General features: G+C 30.9%; 17 protein-coding genes. 14 read left to right on the top strand and 3 right to left on the bottom strand.

Annotated features, from left to right (window positions below):
* The first annotated feature begins 16 nt into the window (after positions 1-16).
* Together GQR95_RS01165 and GQR95_RS01160 are read left to right on the top strand one after the other, a co-directional pair.
* Positions 17-1,714, top strand: a complete 1,698-nt coding sequence (locus GQR95_RS01165) for a TonB-dependent receptor (protein WP_159021422.1) — start codon at positions 17-19, stop codon at positions 1,712-1,714.
* Positions 1,715-1,873: 159 nt separating this feature from the next.
* Positions 1,874-2,407 carry a hypothetical protein gene (locus GQR95_RS01160; protein ID WP_159021421.1) on the top strand — a complete coding sequence of 178 codons (534 nt, stop codon included), beginning with the start codon at positions 1,874-1,876 and terminating at the stop codon, positions 2,405-2,407.
* Here GQR95_RS01160 and GQR95_RS01155 read toward each other — a convergent pair.
* A complete protein-coding gene (locus tag GQR95_RS01155) occupies positions 2,397-3,101 on the bottom strand; it encodes a bifunctional 2-polyprenyl-6-hydroxyphenol methylase/3-demethylubiquinol 3-O-methyltransferase UbiG (protein ID WP_159021420.1) in 705 nt (234 codons plus the stop codon). The two genes, GQR95_RS01160 and GQR95_RS01155, sit on opposite strands and share 11 nt — an antisense overlap.
* A gap of 68 nt (positions 3,102-3,169) precedes the next feature.
* On the opposite strand from GQR95_RS01155, the gene GQR95_RS01150 reads away from it, so the two are divergent.
* The 3 genes from GQR95_RS01150 (at position 3,170) to GQR95_RS01140 (ending at position 5,895) form a co-directional block, all read left to right on the top strand.
* Complete coding sequence (locus GQR95_RS01150; protein WP_159021419.1) at positions 3,170-3,661, top strand: YkgJ family cysteine cluster protein; 492 nt, start codon at positions 3,170-3,172, stop codon at positions 3,659-3,661.
* 3 nt (positions 3,662-3,664) lie between these two features.
* Positions 3,665-4,561, top strand: a complete 897-nt coding sequence (locus tag GQR95_RS01145) for a hypothetical protein (RefSeq protein WP_159021418.1) — start codon at positions 3,665-3,667, stop codon at positions 4,559-4,561.
* An 83-nt stretch (positions 4,562-4,644) separates the two neighbouring features.
* A complete protein-coding gene (locus GQR95_RS01140; protein ID WP_159021417.1) occupies positions 4,645-5,895 on the top strand; it encodes an outer membrane beta-barrel protein in 1,251 nt (416 codons plus the stop codon).
* A gap of 76 nt (positions 5,896-5,971) precedes the next feature.
* Here the strand turns inward: GQR95_RS01140 and GQR95_RS01135 are convergent, their stop codons facing one another.
* Positions 5,972-7,195: an exo-beta-N-acetylmuramidase NamZ domain-containing protein gene (locus tag GQR95_RS01135; protein ID WP_159021416.1), complete on the bottom strand. Its 1,224-nt coding sequence runs from the start codon at positions 7,193-7,195 to the stop codon at positions 5,972-5,974.
* A gap of 9 nt (positions 7,196-7,204) precedes the next feature.
* On the opposite strand from GQR95_RS01135, the gene GQR95_RS01130 reads away from it, so the two are divergent.
* The 3 genes from GQR95_RS01130 to GQR95_RS01120 all read left to right on the top strand — a co-directional run bounded on the left by GQR95_RS01130 (position 7,205) and on the right by GQR95_RS01120 (position 12,112).
* Positions 7,205-8,440 carry an ABC transporter permease gene (locus GQR95_RS01130; protein WP_159021415.1) on the top strand — a complete coding sequence of 412 codons (1,236 nt, stop codon included), beginning with the start codon at positions 7,205-7,207 and terminating at the stop codon, positions 8,438-8,440.
* A gap of 245 nt (positions 8,441-8,685) precedes the next feature.
* Positions 8,686-9,468, top strand: a complete 783-nt coding sequence (locus GQR95_RS01125) for a GLPGLI family protein (RefSeq protein WP_159021414.1) — start codon at positions 8,686-8,688, stop codon at positions 9,466-9,468.
* A gap of 13 nt (positions 9,469-9,481) precedes the next feature.
* Positions 9,482-12,112, top strand: coding sequence for a carboxypeptidase-like regulatory domain-containing protein (locus tag GQR95_RS01120; protein ID WP_159021413.1), 2,631 nt, complete (start codon positions 9,482-9,484; stop codon positions 12,110-12,112).
* Between the two features lie 20 nt (positions 12,113-12,132).
* Here the strand turns inward: GQR95_RS01120 and GQR95_RS01115 are convergent, their stop codons facing one another.
* On the bottom strand, positions 12,133-12,528 hold the full coding sequence (locus tag GQR95_RS01115) for a DUF2721 domain-containing protein (RefSeq protein WP_159021412.1): 396 nt from the start codon (positions 12,526-12,528) through the stop codon (positions 12,133-12,135).
* A gap of 96 nt (positions 12,529-12,624) precedes the next feature.
* Between GQR95_RS01115 and GQR95_RS01110 the strand changes: the two genes are divergently transcribed.
* The 6 genes from GQR95_RS01110 (at position 12,625) to GQR95_RS01085 (ending at position 19,487) form a co-directional block, all read left to right on the top strand.
* Positions 12,625-13,899, top strand: a complete 1,275-nt coding sequence (locus tag GQR95_RS01110; protein ID WP_159021411.1) for a DUF2851 family protein — start codon at positions 12,625-12,627, stop codon at positions 13,897-13,899.
* A 12-nt stretch (positions 13,900-13,911) separates the two neighbouring features.
* Complete coding sequence (locus GQR95_RS01105; RefSeq protein WP_159021410.1) at positions 13,912-14,139, top strand: PspC domain-containing protein; 228 nt, start codon at positions 13,912-13,914, stop codon at positions 14,137-14,139.
* Positions 14,140-14,252: 113 nt separating this feature from the next.
* Positions 14,253-15,881 (top strand): sodium:alanine symporter family protein, encoded by a 1,629-nt coding sequence (locus GQR95_RS01100; RefSeq protein ID WP_159021409.1) that lies wholly within the window; start codon positions 14,253-14,255, stop codon positions 15,879-15,881.
* 9 nt (positions 15,882-15,890) lie between these two features.
* Positions 15,891-16,769 carry a helix-hairpin-helix domain-containing protein gene (locus GQR95_RS01095; RefSeq protein WP_159021408.1) on the top strand — a complete coding sequence of 293 codons (879 nt, stop codon included), beginning with the start codon at positions 15,891-15,893 and terminating at the stop codon, positions 16,767-16,769.
* A gap of 33 nt (positions 16,770-16,802) precedes the next feature.
* Positions 16,803-17,969 (top strand): acyl-CoA dehydrogenase family protein, encoded by a 1,167-nt coding sequence (locus tag GQR95_RS01090; protein WP_159021407.1) that lies wholly within the window; start codon positions 16,803-16,805, stop codon positions 17,967-17,969.
* Positions 17,970-18,065: 96 nt separating this feature from the next.
* Positions 18,066-19,487: a carboxypeptidase-like regulatory domain-containing protein gene (locus GQR95_RS01085; protein ID WP_159021406.1), complete on the top strand. Its 1,422-nt coding sequence runs from the start codon at positions 18,066-18,068 to the stop codon at positions 19,485-19,487.
* The last annotated feature ends 86 nt before the right edge of the window (positions 19,488-19,573 follow it).

Here is a 19,573-nt window from a genome sequence, read left to right as displayed (position 1 = left end):
CTTTAGTGTTACTCTAATGTATTCACAGGAGAAAGATACCATCCAAACAGATGTTATTAATGTGGTTAAACCATACACACCAACTATTTCAGACGCTTTTAAAATTAAGACAACACCTGATTTAGACGATAATGCTACAACAGCAAAAAAAGATGTAGATTATAACATTCTTTCTGTGCCAGTGGCTTCTACTTTTATTCCTACAAAAGGAAAAGCAGCTAAGGTTGAAAGAGAAAAGCCTGAGTTATTTTACGAAAATTATTTTACTCTAGGTTACGGATCTTATGGTGATTTAATTTCCGAATTATATGTAACTAAAGAATTTAATCGTATCGGGTCTTTTGGAGCTAGATTAACTCAAGAGATGTCTAATGGAGGTATTGATGATAAGATTTTAGATAATTCTTTCACAAATACAAATGTAGAATTAGAATACATTAAACGACAAAGAGATATTACTTGGAGTATTAAAGGAGGATTAGAACGTCAGAAATATAATTGGTATGGTATCGAGGATCGCTACGAAAATGCGACTAACCAAAATGCCTCAGACGATAATACGTCTGTAAGTCATAATTTTTATGATTTATATGCCATTGGTGATGTCGCTTTCGATTATACGTATGTGAAATCTGGAAGTGTTACATTAAGACGTTTTTACGATGAATTTGAATCGGGAGAAACTCTTTTAAAATTTAAGGGTAAAGTAGATTTGCCTATTATGGACGAAGAAATTACTACCGATGTAAGACTAGAATATCTTAGCGGTCATGCAGGAGAAGCATATGTTCGTACAGAAAATCCAGCAGAATATGGAGGCTTATTATTTGGGGTATCTCCATCATATCAATTGCGTCGAGACGATTTAACTTTAAATATTGGAGCTTCTGCATATTATATGATTGGAAAGAATGATACAGAGAGTAACCTTTATGTGTTTCCTAATATTACAGGATCTTTTAGAATTGTAGATGATGTTGTTATTGCTTATGGAGGATTAACTGGTGATGTTATACAGAATACATATCGTGATTTTGCTCAGACTAACCAATTTCTATCACCTACTATAAGTGTGAGACCTACAGATAACAGTTTTAACGCGTATGCAGGTATGTTAGGGAAATTTACAAACGATATTGGATACAACGTTAAAATAGGATATTCTTCAGAAAAAGATAAGGCTTTATTTAGAAAGAATACTTTTCAGGCAAGTGGAACAACTATGGGAACCACAGATTCTTTTAAATACGGAAATTCATTTATGGTAGTTTACGATAATATTAAAACCATACAGGCTTTGGTTGAGGTAAACGTAGATATGAACAGAAATTTAAAAATGGGATTACGCGCAGAGTATATGAACTACAATACAGAGTTTGAAGAAGAAGCGTGGAATTTACCTAATATTAAAGCGTCTGTTTTTGCAGATTATATGTCTGATGATAGTTGGTTTGCTGGAGCAAAAATTTTCTATGTAGGAGAACGTAAAGACCTAAATGTGTTAACAGGAGATAATGTTATAACTCCAGATGCCGTTATTAGTTTAGATGGTTATGTAGACATTAATTTTAATGCAGGTTATAATTTTAGTAATAGATTTACAGTATTTCTAAACCTAAATAATGTTGCCGGAGATAGTTACGAACGTTGGAGTAATTATAACGTACAAGGCTTTCAGATATTAGGAGGAGCAACTTATAAATTCGATTTTTAAGACGGAAAACAAAATACGATTAACAAAAAAAGCATCCTTATGGATGCTTTTTTTGTTTTTATATATTAAAGATTCTAACATATTATTTAAAAGTCAAGTTTGTGGTTTTTTACTATATTTATTTCGTTAAAAAACTAACCCTAATTAAATTCAATCCCTATGAAATTAATGCTAACTTTTTGTATTAGCTTACTGTGTTCTATCTCTGTTTTTTCGCAAACAGAAGCCTACTCAGAAGCGGCAACACTATGTCTTAAAAGTAACGGTACTTATGCGTACTATGAAACCATTTACGAATCTTGTTTTAAACAAATGCAAGATCAATACACTAAATTAGATATCCCAGCAGAAACTTGGGCTGAATTAAAAACAGTAAAACCCGAAGCTATGCAAGCTGTAAATGCTAGATTAGTTTCTGCATATTCAGATTTTTTTACACTTGAAGATGTTCAAAATATGAATACATTATATACATCTCATGCAGGACAAACTATGATTAGTAATCCGAATGCATTAACTAAAAAAGACAAAAAAGAAATCGATAAGTTTTATAAAACAGCAACAGGAAAAAAGATTGTAAGTTCTCAATCTGGTATGAAAAAAAAAATGCAAGTGATTTCAGATTTCTGGTGTGGCGATATGTATAAATCTGTGAACGAGAAATTAGAAGCTAAAGGCTTTTCTATTCGATAATAGTTAGTTTTGCTAAATAATCAAAATGGTCGCCTTCTTGTATGTTTTCGCAATCTAAACTTACAGTAAGGCAGGCTGTTTTTAAGGTTTCAAAATCTAAATATAACCACGTTAAAGGTTCTTCTTTTTTACCTTTATAACTTAAATAGTAATGAAGTTCGCCATAGTAATTGGCATTGGTGTCAATCCAGAACCCGCCGTCTTCATCTTCATACATGTATTGAATATCCGACGAATCTAACAATATTTGTCCGTCGGGTTTTAAAAGCGATTTTAAATGCGTTAAGTATTTAGTAACATAACTTAATTTCTGAAAAATTCCAGTACCATTCATTAGTAGTAAAATAGTATCAAATTGTTCGGTTTCATCTAAAATAGAAGCCACTTTTGCATGGTTTAAGCCACGGCTTTTACATACAGAAATTGCACCTTCAGAAATATCAATAGATTTAAGAGTGAATCCTTTATCTTGAAGATATAAACTATGTCCGCCAGCACCACAACCTACATCTAAAACATGACCTTTAGCCAGTTTAAGCGCTTTTTTTTCTAATAGTGGCATATCTTTATATTCTCGAAACAAATAAGGAATAGGCAGTGTGTCTTCGTCCGAAATATTTGTTGAGGTGATTATATCTTCGGTATAATTACCATTCTGGTAATCTAAAAGTGCTTGTCCTAAAAGGTCTTTCATAATAAATTGTATCGATTTTATTCGTGGTCTAAAAATGATTTATTTTAATTAAATCGTATTTTTGTTACATGCAAGACATATTAAAAAATCTGCCTAAAGAGGCCAAAGATAAGCATAACGAAAATACTAGCTTTTTTAAAAAACTAAAAAAGAAGCCGCCAAAGCAGTTAGATTATATTATGCAGGAATTGCATGATGCAGAATTTAAACGAACAGATTGTTTAGAGTGTGCAAATTGTTGCAAAACTACAGGACCATTATTTACAGATAAGGATGTAGAGCGTATTTCTAAACATTTTAAAATGAAACCCCAACGGTTTATCGCACAGTTTTTACGCGTAGATGAAGATAAAGATTATGTGTTGCAAAGTGTACCGTGTACATTTCTAGGAGCAGATAATTATTGTTCTATTTACGAGGTTAGACCAAAAGCTTGTCGTGAGTTTCCGCATACAGACAGAAAAAAGTTTCAGCAAATTTCTAATCTTACCTTAAAAAATGTGACTATTTGTCCTGCAGCTTTTAATATTGTAGAAGAAATGAAAAAACGTATTAAGTAAATTATGAACAGATTTTTACTCTTTATTTTATTAAGTTTTTCATTTGGTATAAGTTCTGCCCAAGAATGGATGACAAATTTGGAAGTTGCAGAACGTTTAGCTTTAACACAAAACAAATTATTAGTTGTGGTTTGGGAAGATGCCTATAATAAAGGTATCCCTATCTATGTAAACGATAGTGTTGGACAAGAAGTCTTAGTAGACAATATGTTTGAAGAGCCTGTTATAGATAGTTTACTTTGGGACCGTTTTGTGCCTGTAATACTAAGTGAGGATAACTATTCTAAGCTTTATGAAAAAATAAAAAATAAAAAATCTGAGAGTTATATTGAAAAGTTTAATGATGACAGCTTAAAGGTGTTAGATGCTAATGGCAATATTTTAAATATTTACGATACCAAGTTTGTTTTAAATCTTCAAGAATTTATTCGTAATTATAGTTTAGATATGACTTTTCTAAATTCCTCGTTAGAAAATTATAAGCGTAATCCAGATTTTTATTCTACTATTTTTTTATCGGCTAAATATATGGATTTTGCATTTTTTACAAAGTCTAATATAAGACCAGAATTTGTTGGTTTAGCTTCTATATATCTAGATGAAGCTATTCAGCTTTTAGATGTAGAAAGTCTGGAAAATAAAGCTGTTTTAAAACAAAGAATAGATTTGTTAAAAGCACAAGAGGATTTGTTGTTACAGCATCCTAAAAAAGTGCTTAGAAAATTACATAGAATTAAAACTTTAGAAATTACTAATGTTAATACAGGTCTGCGGTCGTTTTTATATTTAGCATCTTATACCTTGTTGCAAGACGAACCAAATGGTGCTATTTGGGAAGAGCAAGTGTCTTCTTGGGATAAGAAAAAATTGATTAGTATGATTAATAATGGATTGAATTAAATTTATAAAAGACGCATAGTTGTACTAATAATTGTTAGAATTCTTTTTTTTTTTTTTACATTTAAAACCTAACCACATTTTTAATGAAATATCTTAACCTTCTTTTTTTATTGAGCTTCTTTACGTCCTTTTCACAAACGAATTGGGTCGAAGGACAAATTACTACAAATAATAATGAATCTTTAAATGGATTTATAAATGATAAACAATGGAAAAGTACGCCTTCTAAAATAGAGTTTAAACAAGGAGATCAGAATAGTGTTTATACGCCAAATGATATTTTGGGGTTTCAAATTGAAAACGATCGTTTTATTACCGAAACTGTTAATTTAGATGTAACAAACCAAACTTTAAACCAAATGAAAATTGGAGATGAAGCTAAGTTTGAAAATAAACGTATCTTCTTAAATACGCTTGTAGAAGGTCATGCAGGACTGTATGAGTATCGAGATTATAGACCTCATTTCTTTATAAAAATTGGAGATGAATTTCAAGAGCTAATCAATAGAGATATTTTAAGAAAAGAGACCATAAATGGGAATTCTAAAACGATTAAATCTGAATATAAAAAATATCTTGGTCAGCTTAGATTATATTTTTCAGATTGTAAAACTGTGACTATAAAAGATTTTGATTATAATAATAAACAACTTCAGAAATATTTTAATGAATATAATGCGTGTGTTTCTACAGGTAGTGAATATATAAGAGATATTAAACATGATAAAATTGATTTATATGTAACAGGAGGTTTGCTGTTTACTAATTTCAAGGTAGAAGATCAAGAAGGAGCTTTAAGAGGATTTCCTGATCAAAGCTTTACCGTTCCCGTATTTGGATTAGCTGCAGATTTTAATTTTAAAGAAGATATAAAAAAGTGGTCTTTATATACCGAGTTAACTTATAGATCAATGAAAAGCGATATTAATTATTCGCAATCCTTCTCTGAGACAAATAATAGTTTAACTAACGATTTAAATATGGAGTTTCAGACTACAACTTTACAATTTATTACAATGTTGCGCCATAAGTTCGAACTAAAAAACAGCAGTTTAATGCCTTTTGTAAATTTAGGTATTGGTTTAAGTTTAGATTTAAATAGCAAATCAGATTTAGTAGAGGTAAGAGCAGGAACAGGACAGGTTGTAGAATATAAAGATGCATTGTATTTTAAATCGGCATATTTTAATTTCCCAATGGGTATAGGTGTTATTTATAAAAGCTTTGCTTGCGAGTTAAGATACGATTTAAGTAGTAATATGTCTTCTAATGAAGCTGGAGCCACTTCCAAAATTAATGGTTTTGGAATTTTAGCGAGTTACAAAATATTCTAAGTTTAAATAAAAGATAATTCCCATATAATATAGGTAATGCTGTAAAATTCAATATTTGTTTTTTACAGCATTTAAATTATTTATACAATAGGTAATGTTTGCGCATTTTCTTGTAAGTGTCTAGTCCTGTTTTCCAAGATTGTTTAATTTCAGTAACGCTTAAATTACCTTCAATTTGTTTCTGAAGTTTTTTAGATCCCGCTAACTTGGTGAAAAATGAATTAAAAAATTTCGACTTATTATCTGTCGCCTGATACGCTTTAATAACGTAAGCTAAGTTAATCTGATTCTGTTCTTTTTCTGATGTTAAATCTACACCATAACATACTTTGTTTTCATGTTTAGGATGTTTAGCACCTGCATTAGACTCAGGAGTGTAACTAAAAGATTGGTTTTTTAAAAATGGAGATCCATACACTTGAAACTGTGTTTCTGTACCGCGACCCGCATTAACGTTTGTTCCTTCAAAAAAGCATAAACTAGGGTATAAGTTTATAGACTGATCGTTTGGTAAATTAGGAGATGGTTTTATTGGTAAATGGTATAAGGCATCGTGTGTGTAATCTTTCATTTTAATTACAGTAATATCACATTGTACTCCGTTTTTTAACCATTTTTGTCCATTAATCATTTGCGCATACTCACCAATTGTCATACCATGAACGATAGGAATTGGATGCATACCAACAAAACTTTTGTATTCCATTTCTAAAATAGGACCATCAATATAACGACCATTCGGGTTTGGACGATCTAATATTAATACCGGAATATTGTTTTCTGCACAAGCTTCCATTACATAATGTAATGTAGAAATATAAGTATAGAAACGTGCGCCTACATCTTGAATGTCGAAAATTAGTAGGTCTATATTTTTAAGTTGTTCTGCTGTAGGTTTTTTGTTAGAACCATAAAGCGAAACTATAGGCAATTTTGTTTTAGTATCAATACCATCTTTAACAACTTCTCCTGCATCAGCAGTGCCACGAAAACCATGTTCTGGAGAAAAAACTTTGGTTACATTAACATCTAATTGTAAAAGTGAATCTACCAAATGCGTATACGAGTCATTAACTTTAAAAATAACTGAAGTCTGATTCGCTACAACACCAATCTTTTTCCCTTCTAAAAGCGGAAGGTAAGCTTCGGTTCTATTAGCTCCAATAATAATTGTACTGTCATTTTTAATGACTAAATTTTCTTGATTTAGATTTCCGGTAGAAGAGATTGCACGACAACCAAAAGAAATCATGATGAAAACCGATAATAAAACTGTATTTTTGAGGACATTTAAATGCATACCAATAATTTGAATTACGAATTTTTTTTAGCTAAACGCATAATAGGCAGTAAAGCGTATAAAAGTAGTGTTTCGGCACCAATAATAAAAATTGGAATCGCAGCAATTGCAATTGGTATTGTGGTCATGATGATTGCCATTGCAACAGGAATTGGTTTACAACAAAAAATTAGAGATAAGGTTGTTGCTTTTAACGGACACATTATAATTTCTAACTTCGATAGTAACAATTCTCAAGAAAGTGTTGTTCCTATTTCTACCCAACAAGATTTTTATCCAGAGTTTAATAGTATAGATGGTATTAATCACATTCAAGCCGTAGCAACCAAATTTGGTGTGATTAGAACCGCTACAGATTTTGAAGGAGTTATTTTAAAAGGTGTTGGTAAAGATTTTACTTGGAAATATTTTAAAGACTTTTTAATAGAAGGTCGACTCCCAGATTATACAAAAGATAGAAATGAAGATGTATTAATGTCGCAGTTTATTGCTAATAAAATGGGGTTTAAATTAGGCGATAAATTTAATACCTATTTTATTAAAGACGATACCAATAAACCACCAAGTATTATTACATATACCATTGTAGGGATTTATAATTCGGGATTTCAAGAATTCGATGCGTCTTATATTATTGGAGATATTAGACACATACAACGATTAAATAAATGGGAAGCCACACAAGTTGGCGATTTTGAAGTGTTTATAGATGATTTTGATCGCGTTCAAGAGATTGGAACCGAAGTTTATAAAAACACACCACCTACGTTAAATACTCAAACTATAGTTGATAAATTTTATTCTATTTTCGAGTGGATTAAGATTTTCGATAATAATATTTATGCCATTATCGGGATCATGATTTTGGTTGCAGGAATTAATATGATTACGGCTTTACTGGTCCTTATTTTAGAACGCACCCAAATGATTGGTGTTTTAAAAGCCTTAGGAAGTAATAATTGGAGTATTAGAAAATTGTTTTTATTTAATGCCTCTTACTTAATTATTTTAGGATTGTTTTGGGGAAATGTTATCGGACTTGGATTGCTCTTTGCTCAGAAATATTTAAAACTTTTTCCATTAGACCCGAGTATTTATTATGTTACTGAAGCTCCCGTCTACATTAATCTTAATTATATTATCGCGTTAAATATTGGGACATTTGTACTGTGTTTAGTGATGCTTTTAGTGCCATCTTATATAATTACCAAAATATCTCCGGTAAAAGCGATGCGTTTCGAGTAGGTTTTCAGTGTAATACTATTCATTTTTAAATTTTCAAAGCCTTAGGTTTCTAAGAGCTTTATAAAGGCTATTGCGGTTTTCCCGTAAAGCAAAACTATAATTACTTCTATTTTCTGAAAAATTCACATTTTTTTAACAAAAATGAACATGCTATTTATTTAAATTTAAACGATTATAGGTAAAATCTTAGGTTGTAAAGAGACTTAGTGCAGTGTTTTGCTTATATCTTCAAACGTTTAAATAGTATGAAACATCTATTTTTAATACTAACTGTCTTATGGGGTTCAAATAGTATATCGCAAAATGGACTAGTAACTTATGGGCACAAGCAAAGTATGGGGATGGGAGCGCCTATAGGGATAGATTATAATGCGGCGTTACAATTTAATACAACCTGTTCGCTATATATATTCGCGCAAGATGCTTTAGAAGGCGGATCTGTAAATAAAACAGAAACTATCCGTAAGAATAAAAATAAAGTGTTCGTTAAACAAAAATTTAGCTTGCCCGAAGGATTTCAATATTATATAGATCGAAAGACCAAAACCTTAATGTCTAGAGATTTGGGGCTTGTCTATATTAAAGAACCCATCCCAGAGATGCATTGGAAAATTTCTGAAGACACTAAATCCATAGGTAATTTTAATTGTATAAAAGCTACGGCTGCGTTTCGAGGTAGAGCGTATACGGCTTGGTTTACAACCGAAATACCTTTGCCTTATGGGCCATGGAAATTACAAGGTTTGCCAGGTTTAATTTTGGAAGCTTACGACACAGATAAAGAAGTATATTTTTACTTTAAGTCTATTAAATATCCATTAGAAACTAAAACAACCATACTAGCTCTAGACCCAACCACAGAACAAAAAGATTGGATATCATTTGCAGAGTACAAACAAGGATTAATTGAAGCTCATAACAGAGCAATTGAGAATGGTAGGATGTTTATGGAAGACTTCGATGCAGAAGAAAGTACAGGAAAAAAATCTATGGCAGGTTCTTATATAGAAGTGTTTGATGAAAATTAAAGCCAAATCCTAAATGGGTAAATATTTGGTATTATGTTTTCTTATAATTTGGTGTAGCCATATAACAGCACAAACCATAAAAGTTGAAGGTGTTTTACGGTCTGAAACAAATGTAGCAATCCCCAATGCAACAGTAATTATATATAAAAATGAAAAAATTGTTGCTTTTGGGTATTCTAATGAAATCGGAGCATACCAAATCCAATTTCAGTTTAAAAACTCAGAGTCGGATACATTAAAACTAGTTGCAAACGGTTTAGGATTCGAGCAACAAGAAAAAACAATTGGATTAGGGAAGGATACCGAATTTACAGTCGATTTTATTTTAAAAGAGAAATTAGAAGACCTTAACGAAGTGGTTTTAGAGGCTTGGGAGAAAATTTCCGTAAAAACAGATACCATTATTTATAAAGTTTCAGCGTTCCAAGATGGTTCGGAACAAGTTCTAGAAGATTTACTTAAAAACATTCCCGGAATTGAAATTGCATCAGATGGGAATATAAAAGTAAATGGTAAAAATATTGATAAATTACTTATTGAGGCTGATGATTTGTTTGATGATAAATATAAGTTACTTACTAAAAACTTAGATGCCAATGTTATTAATGAAGTGGAGGTTCTTAATAATTTTGAAGATAATCCGGTTCTGAAAAAATTTCAAGATTCTGAAAAAGTCGCACTCAACCTAAAGTTAAAAGCGGAGAAGAAAAACGTATGGTTTGGAAATGTAGATGTGGGACTTGGTGTAGAAAATCATTTTAATAGTAGTGCAAGTGTAGGATTACTTAAAAAGAAAGTTAAAGTTCTTAATTTAACTAATGGTAATACTATTGGTACTACAGCAACCTCTCAAGTTAAATCTAGCGAAACTATTAATATATCTAGTGCCAACATAGACAAAAAAATAGAAAAGCGTAATAATGAAATTGTTAACGTAGATAATGTGTCCGATACGAACTTCTCTAATAATGAAGATGTATTTAATACCTCGTTTTTAAATTCACTTAGTTTTGTCACCAGTTTATCAGATCATACAAAATTAAGGAGTCATACATATTTTACTTTTGATGAAATAGAGAAACAAAATTTAAATCTTACCGAATATTTCATTTCACCAGAATCTATTACATTTTCAGAACAAAATAATATTAAGATTAAAGATATATCTTTTGCGACAGAATTAGAATTGAAGCATTTCTCTAAAAATGAAACGTATTATACGTACGATTTCGCTTTTGAAAATAACCCAACACAAACTAGAAATCATGTATTGTTTAATACAGAACGGATTTCTCAAGTTCAGGACGATGAAAAGTATAATCTGTTCAATCATTTAAAGGTCACTAAAAAAATATCAGACCAAATACTATGGCTAAACTATGTGTATTTTGGCATAAATAAAACCAAACAAACCTTAAGTGTTTTACCAAATGTTTTAAGTGATGTTTTTAACAATGAAGACAACGCTCAAATCAATCAAAAAAGCGAAACACCTTTGAAGTATTATGGTTTAATTTCTGAATTAAAAGGAAAACACAATAAGTCTGAATATGGCGTAGAGTTCTCTGCAACTGTTGATATAGATGATGTTGAAAGCGCATTTAGGTTTGATAATGCGCCTATAATAGATAGTTTAAGTAATAATACAAGCTATAGAAATACAAAATTTGAAGCCACTTTAAAATATAATTACACCATTTCTAGGCTGTTAAAGTTGAGTAGCTCATTACGGTTTTCTCAAAATTATTTAGAGCTGAATACTGCTAAACAACAATTCTTTTTTGTGAACCCTAGAATTAGGTTACACACTAAAAAAACAAAAATCGGGAATTTTGGAGTGAGTTATAATTATAAAAGTGATTTGCCAAATTCCAGATATTTAACCGAAGATTATATATTAAAAAACTACAGAATATTTACTAAAGGTACAGCTGAAATTCAGCAAATAAACAACCATAATTTTGGATTTTATTACACGTTTAATAATTATAAAAAACAGTTTTTAATTAATTCAATGGTTATGCATAGTTTTTCTGATAGGGGATATGGTTTAAACAGTCAGGTTACAGAACAAAGTAATTTTAGTGCCTATACGGTTATAGATGGAGGAAGATTTACAAATTATAATTTAAGCATAACAAAATATCTTTCGCCGCTTTCTAGTACTTTAAAAATAATTACAAATCACAATTGGACAAATAATCCAATTATTATTAATACTATACCAAGCCCAACTATTAATTATTCTGCGAACTATAGGTTACAAGGGACAACCTATTTTAAATTACCAATCAATTTTAAATTCGGATTCCAATATAATTATGCTAAAGGTGAATTCGATTCACAAATAACTACAAATCATTATTACGAAAGCAATGTAGATGCTACTTTTAGATTTTCAGATGTATGGTTATGTAAATTCGAGAATACCTATTATTCAATTAATCATAACACCTATTGGTTCTCTAATTTCAATGTGAATTATACGCCAGAAAATAGCCGGTGGTCATATCGTTTGTCTGCTAATAATCTATTAAATGTTAAGGCGTTTAATAATGTTTATGTTTCAGAATTTCAAAGAAATGAAACGCGTATTAACACCTTACCTTTGTATGTACTTCTAAATGTAAAGTATCGGTTTTAATAGAATTGGTATTTATGGAATTAACTATTCTCAATATCGCTAATATGGAGTTCTAAAGCTTTTACAGAAATTTGTATTTCCATAATTAATAAAGTTAAAGACACAATTAATAATATTAAGGCTATTCCAAATACCCAAACGGCTATAAATTGCTGATTAATGTAAATTAAAAACATAGTCACTACACAAAGTAATAAACTAGAAATTCCTGCAATTTGCATAGAACGTGTTAAGTACAGGCGTTTTTTTATATTCTTTATTTGTACAATATAACGCTCATCTTTTTTTTCTAAATATTTTGCATGTAAATCACGTACTACTGCTGCGTAGGCCAAAAACCTATTGGTATAGGCTAACATTATTAATGATATTGCAGAGAATAATAGGGCAGGAGTTGTTAGCGTAAGTTCGTTCATGTTAAGATGTTTTCTTCAAATTTAATAAGTTTAGATGTCTTTATAGAATTAGTATTCAAAATTTGGTGTTTTTATATTGTAATTCTATCTTTAGCTATGCAAGAAGATTTTTTACATTATTTATGGAAATATAAAAAGTTCGATACTAATAAGTTACAGACTGTTCTTGGTGAGGCTGTGCAACTTCTTAATGTTGGTCAGCACAACTTTAATTCTGGTCCAGACTTCTTTAATGCCCAACTTAAAATTAACAATCAGCTTTGGGCCGGGAATGTAGAAATTCATATAAAGACATCAGATTGGTATGTGCACCATCACGAAATAGATCCCGCTTACGATAATGTGATTCTTCATGTAGTTTGGGAACATGATGTAGATATCTTCAGAAAAGATAATTCTGTAATTCCAACGTTAGTTTTAAAGGATGTGGTTTCTAAATCGGCTTTAAATGGCTATCATCAATTATTTTCGAAAGCACAAAAATGGATTAATTGTGAGTCTGATTTTGCTTCGGTAGACGATTTTGTACTTCAGAATTGGTTAGAACGTTTGTTTTTTGAGCGTTTAGAACGTAAATCCAGTCAGATTGAAATGCTTCTGTCTACATCTAAAAATGATTGGGAAGCCGTACTTTTTAAATTATTGGCTAAGAATTTTGGTTTAAAAGTGAATGGCGAAGCTTTTTTTAGTTTGGCAAATTCTATAGATTTTGGGATTATTAGAAAAACACAGAGTAAACCAGATGTTTTAGAAGCTTTATTATTTGGACAAAGTGGCTTGTTAGAAGCAGATATTGAAGATGAATATTACATTACACTTCAAAAAGAATATCAGTTTTTAAAACAAAAATTTAGTGTAACGGAAGACCACGTGTCGCCTCTTCAGTTTTTTAGGCTGCGTCCGCCCAATTTTCCTACCATTAGATTGTCCCAATTAGCTCAAATTTATGTTAAAAATCAAAATTTTTTATCAAAAATTATTGAAGCAAATACGAAGCAAGAATTTTACGACATGTTCACTGTTTCTACTTCAAAATATTGGGAAACACATTATACATTTCAGAAAACATCAAACTTTTCGAAGAAGTCGACTTCTAAGAATTTTATCGATCTGTTAATTATAAATACAATTATCCCTATCAAATTTAGTTATTCTAAAATTTTAGGTAAAATTAATACTGAAGATTTAATTGTGTTAATTAACGAGCTCGATCCTGAGAATAATTCAATTATTAAAAAATTTGAAAGTTTAAAGTCGTTTTCTAAATCCGCATTGCAAACGCAAGGACTAATTCAGTTAAAAAATGAATACTGTAATTCTAAAAAATGCTTGCATTGTGCTGTAGGAAATACCATTTTAAACCGATTTTAGCTATATTGCAACATGAAATTTTTGTATAAGATTTTACTTTATTTTCAAAAACGTGGTTTTTACGTTTGTCAGCGTATCGCAGATCGCATAGGATTAAGAGCAAAAGTGGTAAGAACATCTTTTATATATCTCACTTTTGTAACCGTTGGCTTTGGCTTTGCATTATATTTATTTTTAGCTTTTTGGATCCGCATTAAAGATATGTTGTATACAAAACGTACATCTGTGTTTGATTTGTAATTAATTATTAATTTCATGAATGAAAATTTATTTTTTTAAGATAAATTTTTTTATCAACTTGAGACACTTAACGAGGCTCCCTCCTCAAATATTAACTAACATTAAAAACAATTATGAAGAAGTATCTTCTTTCTATTTTTACACTTATTCTACCTATTTTAACATTTGCGCAACAAACAACATCAGAAAAGATTGACATAGTCTTTAAAGATTACACAGGATGGTTTGTTGACGCAATTTTTTATGAAATTCCTTTTACAGACACTTTTCAGTTACCTTGGGTGTTAATCGTATTAGTTGGAGGAGCATTGTACTTTACATTTTATTTTAAATTTATAAACTTTACAGGCTTTAGAACTGCTATAGATGTTGTTCAGGATAAATATCATGATATTGAGAAGCACGGAGCAGAAAATTTATATGGTGAATCTTCTTCAGATGAGGATGAAGATATTATTGAAACATTAAATGATGATGAAACTGGTGCAGATGGAGAGGTGTCTCACTTTCAGGCATTAACTGCAGCTTTATCTGCGACAGTAGGTTTAGGAAATATTGCAGGTGTTGCAGTGGCCTTATCTATTGGTGGTCCAGGAGCAACATTTTGGATGATTGTAGCAGGATTTTTAGGAATGGCTTCTAAATTTGCAGAATGTACATTAGGTGTTAAATATCGTGATGTAGGTGAAGATGGAACTGTTTACGGAGGACCAATGTACTATTTGAAAAAAGGTCTTGCTGAAAAGGGGTATAGCAGATTAGGAAAAGTACTAGCTGTTGTATTTGCTGTTTTTGTTATTGGTGGTTCTTTTGGAGGTGGTAACATGTTCCAAGCCAATCAAGCAGCTGCACAGTTTGTAAAACTAGCAGGTATTGAAGGATCTAACGGAGGTATGTATTTCGGATTAGTAATGGCAGCTATAGTTGCTGTAGTTATTATTGGAGGTATTAAGCGTATTGCTTCTGTAACAGAAAAAATTGTACCGTTTATGGCTGGTATATATGTGTTGGCATCTTTAATTATTTTAGGAGCTAATTACACACATATTGGAGATGCTTTTATGTTAATATACGAAGGTGCTTTCTCTGGTTTAGGAATTGCTGGAGGTTTAGTAGGAGTTATGATTCAGGGGATTCGTCGTGGAGCATTCTCTAACGAAGCTGGTGTAGGTTCTGCCGCTATTGCGCATTCTGCAGTAAGAACAATTTATCCTGCAAGTGAAGGTATTGTTGCTTTATTAGAACCTTTTGTAGATACAGTTGTAATTTGTACAATGACAGCCTTAGTAATTATTATTACAAATTTTGATGGTCAGTTTATGGAATACGGAGTGCCAATTTCAGAAGGTGTAGAGTTAACTGCTACGGCCTTCGATAGTGTGATTCCTCACTTCTCAATTGTATTGACAATAGCTGTAATTTTATTTGCATTCTCTACCATGATTTCTTGGTCTTATTACGGAATGCAAGGTTGGATTTACCTTTTTGGAAAAGGAAAAATTACAGATTTAGTTTATAAAATATTATTCTTATTTTTCGTAGTTGTTGGTGCTTCTATTAGTTTAGGTGCGGTTATCGATTTCTCTGATGCCATGATCTTTGCTATGGTGGTACCAAATATTATTGGTGTGGTTTTATTAACACCAGTGGTTAAACGCGAATTAGATAAGTATATGAATGCAATTTCTAAGAAGGATGACGCTATTGAAGATGGTGCTACAGATTTTACAGAACATATGTAATATAGAAATATGAAAATATTTAAATCCCATATCGTGTTTTCAAAACAACAGCGATATGGGATTTTTTTATTGCTATTAATTATTATAATCCTTCAATGTGTGTATTTCTTTTGGAATACATCTTCTAATGTTCCTGAGGTTACTAAAGAAGATTTAAAAGTGTTTCAAAAAGAAATCGATTCGCTTAAAGCTATAGAAATTGAAAAAGCGAAACCAAAATTATTCCCATTTAATCCAAATTATATAACAGATTTTAAAGGTTATAGTTTAGGGATGACAAATGAAGAAATCGATAAATTACATACATATCGAGATCAGAATAAATGGGTGAATTCTACAGAAGAGTTTCAGAAGGTTACTGGAGTTTCAGATTCTTTACTTCAAAATTTATCACCCTTTTTTAAGTTCCCAGAATGGGTAACTAAGAATACTTCTCAAAAAAAATCATTTCAGAAAGACAGCAACAGACCTCTCACATTTAAAGAGAAATTAGACTTAAATACAGCCACAGCGTCTCAATTGCAATCGGTTTATGGCATAGGAGAAAAGCTGTCTTTACGTATTATAAAATTTAGAAATTCTTTTGAAGGAGGCTTTATCGCAGATGTGCAATTAGAAGATGTGTACGGATTGACTCCTGAAGTTATCGAAAACATTAAAAATAAATTTACAGTAAAAACACCAAGAGCAGTTGTAAAGTTTAATTTAAATACGGTTAATACAAACGATTTAGTTAAAATACAACATATTGATTATCCGTTAGCTAAAGAAATTTTAGACTATAGAACACTACACGAAGGCTTTAATGATTTAGATGAATTGTTGAAAGTAAAGGGTTTTCCGTCTCAGAAATTAGAGATAATTAAGCTATATTTGGCGATCAATTAATCCTGTACTTTAGGATTAAAACATAACTTATATATGTATACAATGTACTTCACCGAGGAGCATGAACTGTTTAGAAAAAGTCTTCAAGATTTTTTAAAAAAAGAAGTCGTTCCTCATATTGATAAATGGGAAGAAACGGGAACTATAGAACGCTTTATTTGGAAAAAATTTGGCGATATGGGTTACTTCGGAATTAACTATCCTGAAGCTTATGGTGGATTAAATTTAGACCTTTTTTATACAGTAATCTTTTTAGAAGAATTACAAAAAATAGACTCTTGTGGTTTTGCTGCTGCAATGTGGGCACATGCTTATTTAGCAATGACGCATCTTGAAAAAGAAGGAGACGAAACTATAAAACAAAACTATTTAGCGCCTAGTATTGCAGGAGATAAAATAGGATGCTTGTGTATAAGCGAACCTTTTGCAGGGAGCGATGTGGCAGGAATGCGAACTACGGCCGTAAAAGATGGAGATACTTATGTCATTAACGGATCTAAAACGTTTATTACAAATGGTGTATATAGCGATTATTTAGTAGTGTCTGCTAAAACGGGTCAAGAAGAAGCGCATAAATCTATTAGTATTTTTGTTATCGATAGAAATACACCTGGGATTTCTGCAACTAAATTAAATAAATTAGGTTGGAGAGCTTCAGATACGGCAGAGATTGCTTTCGATAATGTTGTTATTCCTGCGTCTCAATTAATGGGAGAAGAAGGGAAAGGGTTTCCATATATTATGCAACATTTTGCTTTAGAACGTTTAATTATGGGAGTTAATGCACATGCAAGAGCAGAATATGCTTTAGAGTATGCACAGAAATACATGAGCGAGCGTATGGCCTTTGGAAAAACAATAGATAAATTTCAAGCGTTACGTCATAGTTTTGCCGATTTATATTCCGAGATGACTATTTGTAAAACGTTTAACTACGCGGTAACTTATCAATTAAATAAAGGGGAATATGTAGTAAAAGAAGCTACTATTTCTAAATTGAAATCGACTAAAATGGCAGATGATGTGATTTACCAATGTCTGCAGTTTTTAGGTGGTTATGGTTATATAGAAGATTATCCGTTAGCACGTTTATTAAGAGATAGTCGTTTAGGGCCAATAGGAGGAGGAACTTCTGAAATTTTAAAAGAAATTATTGCAAAAATGGTTTTAGATAAAAAAGATTATAAACCTGCAACCTAATCTAGGTTAAACATTCTTAATGTTGATTATTGAACTTTTTCTCAAAATGCAACATAAATATTAATATCTTAATGGTTAAATTATAAAGTATTGAACATGAATATCATCAACAAAACATATAGTTTAACCATTTTAGTTTGTCTGTTTTTTATTTCAGCATATTCGCAAACAGAACTTAAAAATAAGATAGTCGACTTTTCGACTATGATTCCTATAGAAAGTGCCAGTATTTATATTCAGAATACAACTACAGGTACAATTAGTAATGCAGATGGTAAGTTTGTGTTGCTTGTTCCAAATACTATGGAGAACGATACACTTGTTATTTCTTCTATTGGATATAAAAGCTTTAAAATATTAGTTAAAGATTTCGATAATACAGAAGAGGTTTTTCTAGAAGAAGATATTGCTTCGTTAGATGAGGTATTGCTTGTTGGAGAACCACGCCCGAAAACAGCAAACGAGATTGTGCTAAAAATGATTAGTAAACTTCCAGACAATCTTCCTGAATTGCCTTATTTAGAAAAAGGATTTCTTCGTCATAAAGAACAAAACAAGAAAGAATTTAAATGGTTAATAGAAAGTGCAATCACGCTTTACGATTCTAGTGCGCAATCTCCAGCTTATAAAAATTTAAAAATTAATGTAGACGAGATGCGTAAAAGTTACGATTTACGCGATGTAGATAGTTTGCTTGCCTACACAGCATATTTAAAACAAAACGGGAATAAAAGCCTTCGAGCTAAAAACTTAAAACGCGATACTATACAAACTGCATCTTTGGTTAAGGCTATTAAGTGGAATGATATAAGAACCAACGGACTTAAAAATTTATTTATAGGAAAATTAAATTTACTTAGAAATACAAAATCACCAAGAGCTTTATTTGGCGAGCATATTTTAGATTATCATCAATTCGAGTTAGATACTGTTTTAGTAGATAATGAACGAAAAATATATAAAATTAAAATTTCTGCAGGTAAAGATTATATAGATCTTGAAACTAAAGGCATTTTCGATGCGGGTTATATTGCCAATGGGTGGCTTTATGTGTATTGGGATACTTATGCGGTAAAGAAAATAGAGTATGAATTAATTGCAGCTTCAGAAGCTCAGAAAAATAGAAGTAAAATACTGTTTGATACTCAGGTTAATCATAAATTAACAGTTACCTATATGGAGTACGATGGTAAGATGTATACAAACTACATATCTTACGAAACGCCTAAATTGGTTAATGTAGGCTCTAATACATCAAAATCTAAAGATAAAGAAGCAGAACAGCGCGCTAAAGACGAACGCTACTATAAAACAACACAAGAAATTTTATTTACAGAAGTTATATTAGATCCAGAGAAAGTGGAGACTACCTTGCATAGTGATTGGGATTCTAATATATTTTCAATCAAACCATATAATAAAGACTTTTGGGATAATTATAATACACTTTTAGAAAGTGAAGAAGATGAAAAATTAATTCAAGATCTAACTAAAAGATCATCTCTATTTAAGGATTAAAACACCTGTTAGAAAGATTTTATTTTTTTTAATAGGATAATTTAAATTAATTTTTAATTTTGCAGCCCGAATGCTAAAAGAGAGGA

Source organism: Formosa sp. L2A11, from assembly GCF_009796865.1.
Taxonomy (GTDB): Bacteria; Bacteroidota; Bacteroidia; order Flavobacteriales; family Flavobacteriaceae; genus Formosa.
Note: the sequence above shows the minus strand (reverse complement) of the source record. Positions and strands in the feature narration are given on the sequence as shown.

Coding starts and splice junctions, on each gene's coding strand:
- GQR95_RS01165 (WP_159021422.1), top strand. CDS start 17: ATGTATTCACAGGAGAAAGATACCATCCAAACAGATGTTATTAATGTG.
- GQR95_RS01160 (WP_159021421.1), top strand. CDS start 1,874: ATGAAATTAATGCTAACTTTTTGTATTAGCTTACTGTGTTCTATCTCT.
- GQR95_RS01155 (WP_159021420.1), bottom strand. CDS start 3,101: ATGAAAGACCTTTTAGGACAAGCACTTTTAGATTACCAGAATGGTAAT.
- GQR95_RS01150 (WP_159021419.1), top strand. CDS start 3,170: ATGCAAGACATATTAAAAAATCTGCCTAAAGAGGCCAAAGATAAGCAT.
- GQR95_RS01145 (WP_159021418.1), top strand. CDS start 3,665: ATGAACAGATTTTTACTCTTTATTTTATTAAGTTTTTCATTTGGTATA.
- GQR95_RS01140 (WP_159021417.1), top strand. CDS start 4,645: ATGAAATATCTTAACCTTCTTTTTTTATTGAGCTTCTTTACGTCCTTT.
- GQR95_RS01135 (WP_159021416.1), bottom strand. CDS start 7,195: ATGCATTTAAATGTCCTCAAAAATACAGTTTTATTATCGGTTTTCATC.
- GQR95_RS01125 (WP_159021414.1), top strand. CDS start 8,686: ATGAAACATCTATTTTTAATACTAACTGTCTTATGGGGTTCAAATAGT.
- GQR95_RS01120 (WP_159021413.1), top strand. CDS start 9,482: ATGGGTAAATATTTGGTATTATGTTTTCTTATAATTTGGTGTAGCCAT.
- GQR95_RS01115 (WP_159021412.1), bottom strand. CDS start 12,528: ATGAACGAACTTACGCTAACAACTCCTGCCCTATTATTCTCTGCAATA.
- GQR95_RS01110 (WP_159021411.1), top strand. CDS start 12,625: ATGCAAGAAGATTTTTTACATTATTTATGGAAATATAAAAAGTTCGAT.
- GQR95_RS01105 (WP_159021410.1), top strand. CDS start 13,912: ATGAAATTTTTGTATAAGATTTTACTTTATTTTCAAAAACGTGGTTTT.
- GQR95_RS01100 (WP_159021409.1), top strand. CDS start 14,253: ATGAAGAAGTATCTTCTTTCTATTTTTACACTTATTCTACCTATTTTA.
- GQR95_RS01095 (WP_159021408.1), top strand. CDS start 15,891: ATGAAAATATTTAAATCCCATATCGTGTTTTCAAAACAACAGCGATAT.
- GQR95_RS01090 (WP_159021407.1), top strand. CDS start 16,803: ATGTATACAATGTACTTCACCGAGGAGCATGAACTGTTTAGAAAAAGT.
- GQR95_RS01085 (WP_159021406.1), top strand. CDS start 18,066: ATGAATATCATCAACAAAACATATAGTTTAACCATTTTAGTTTGTCTG.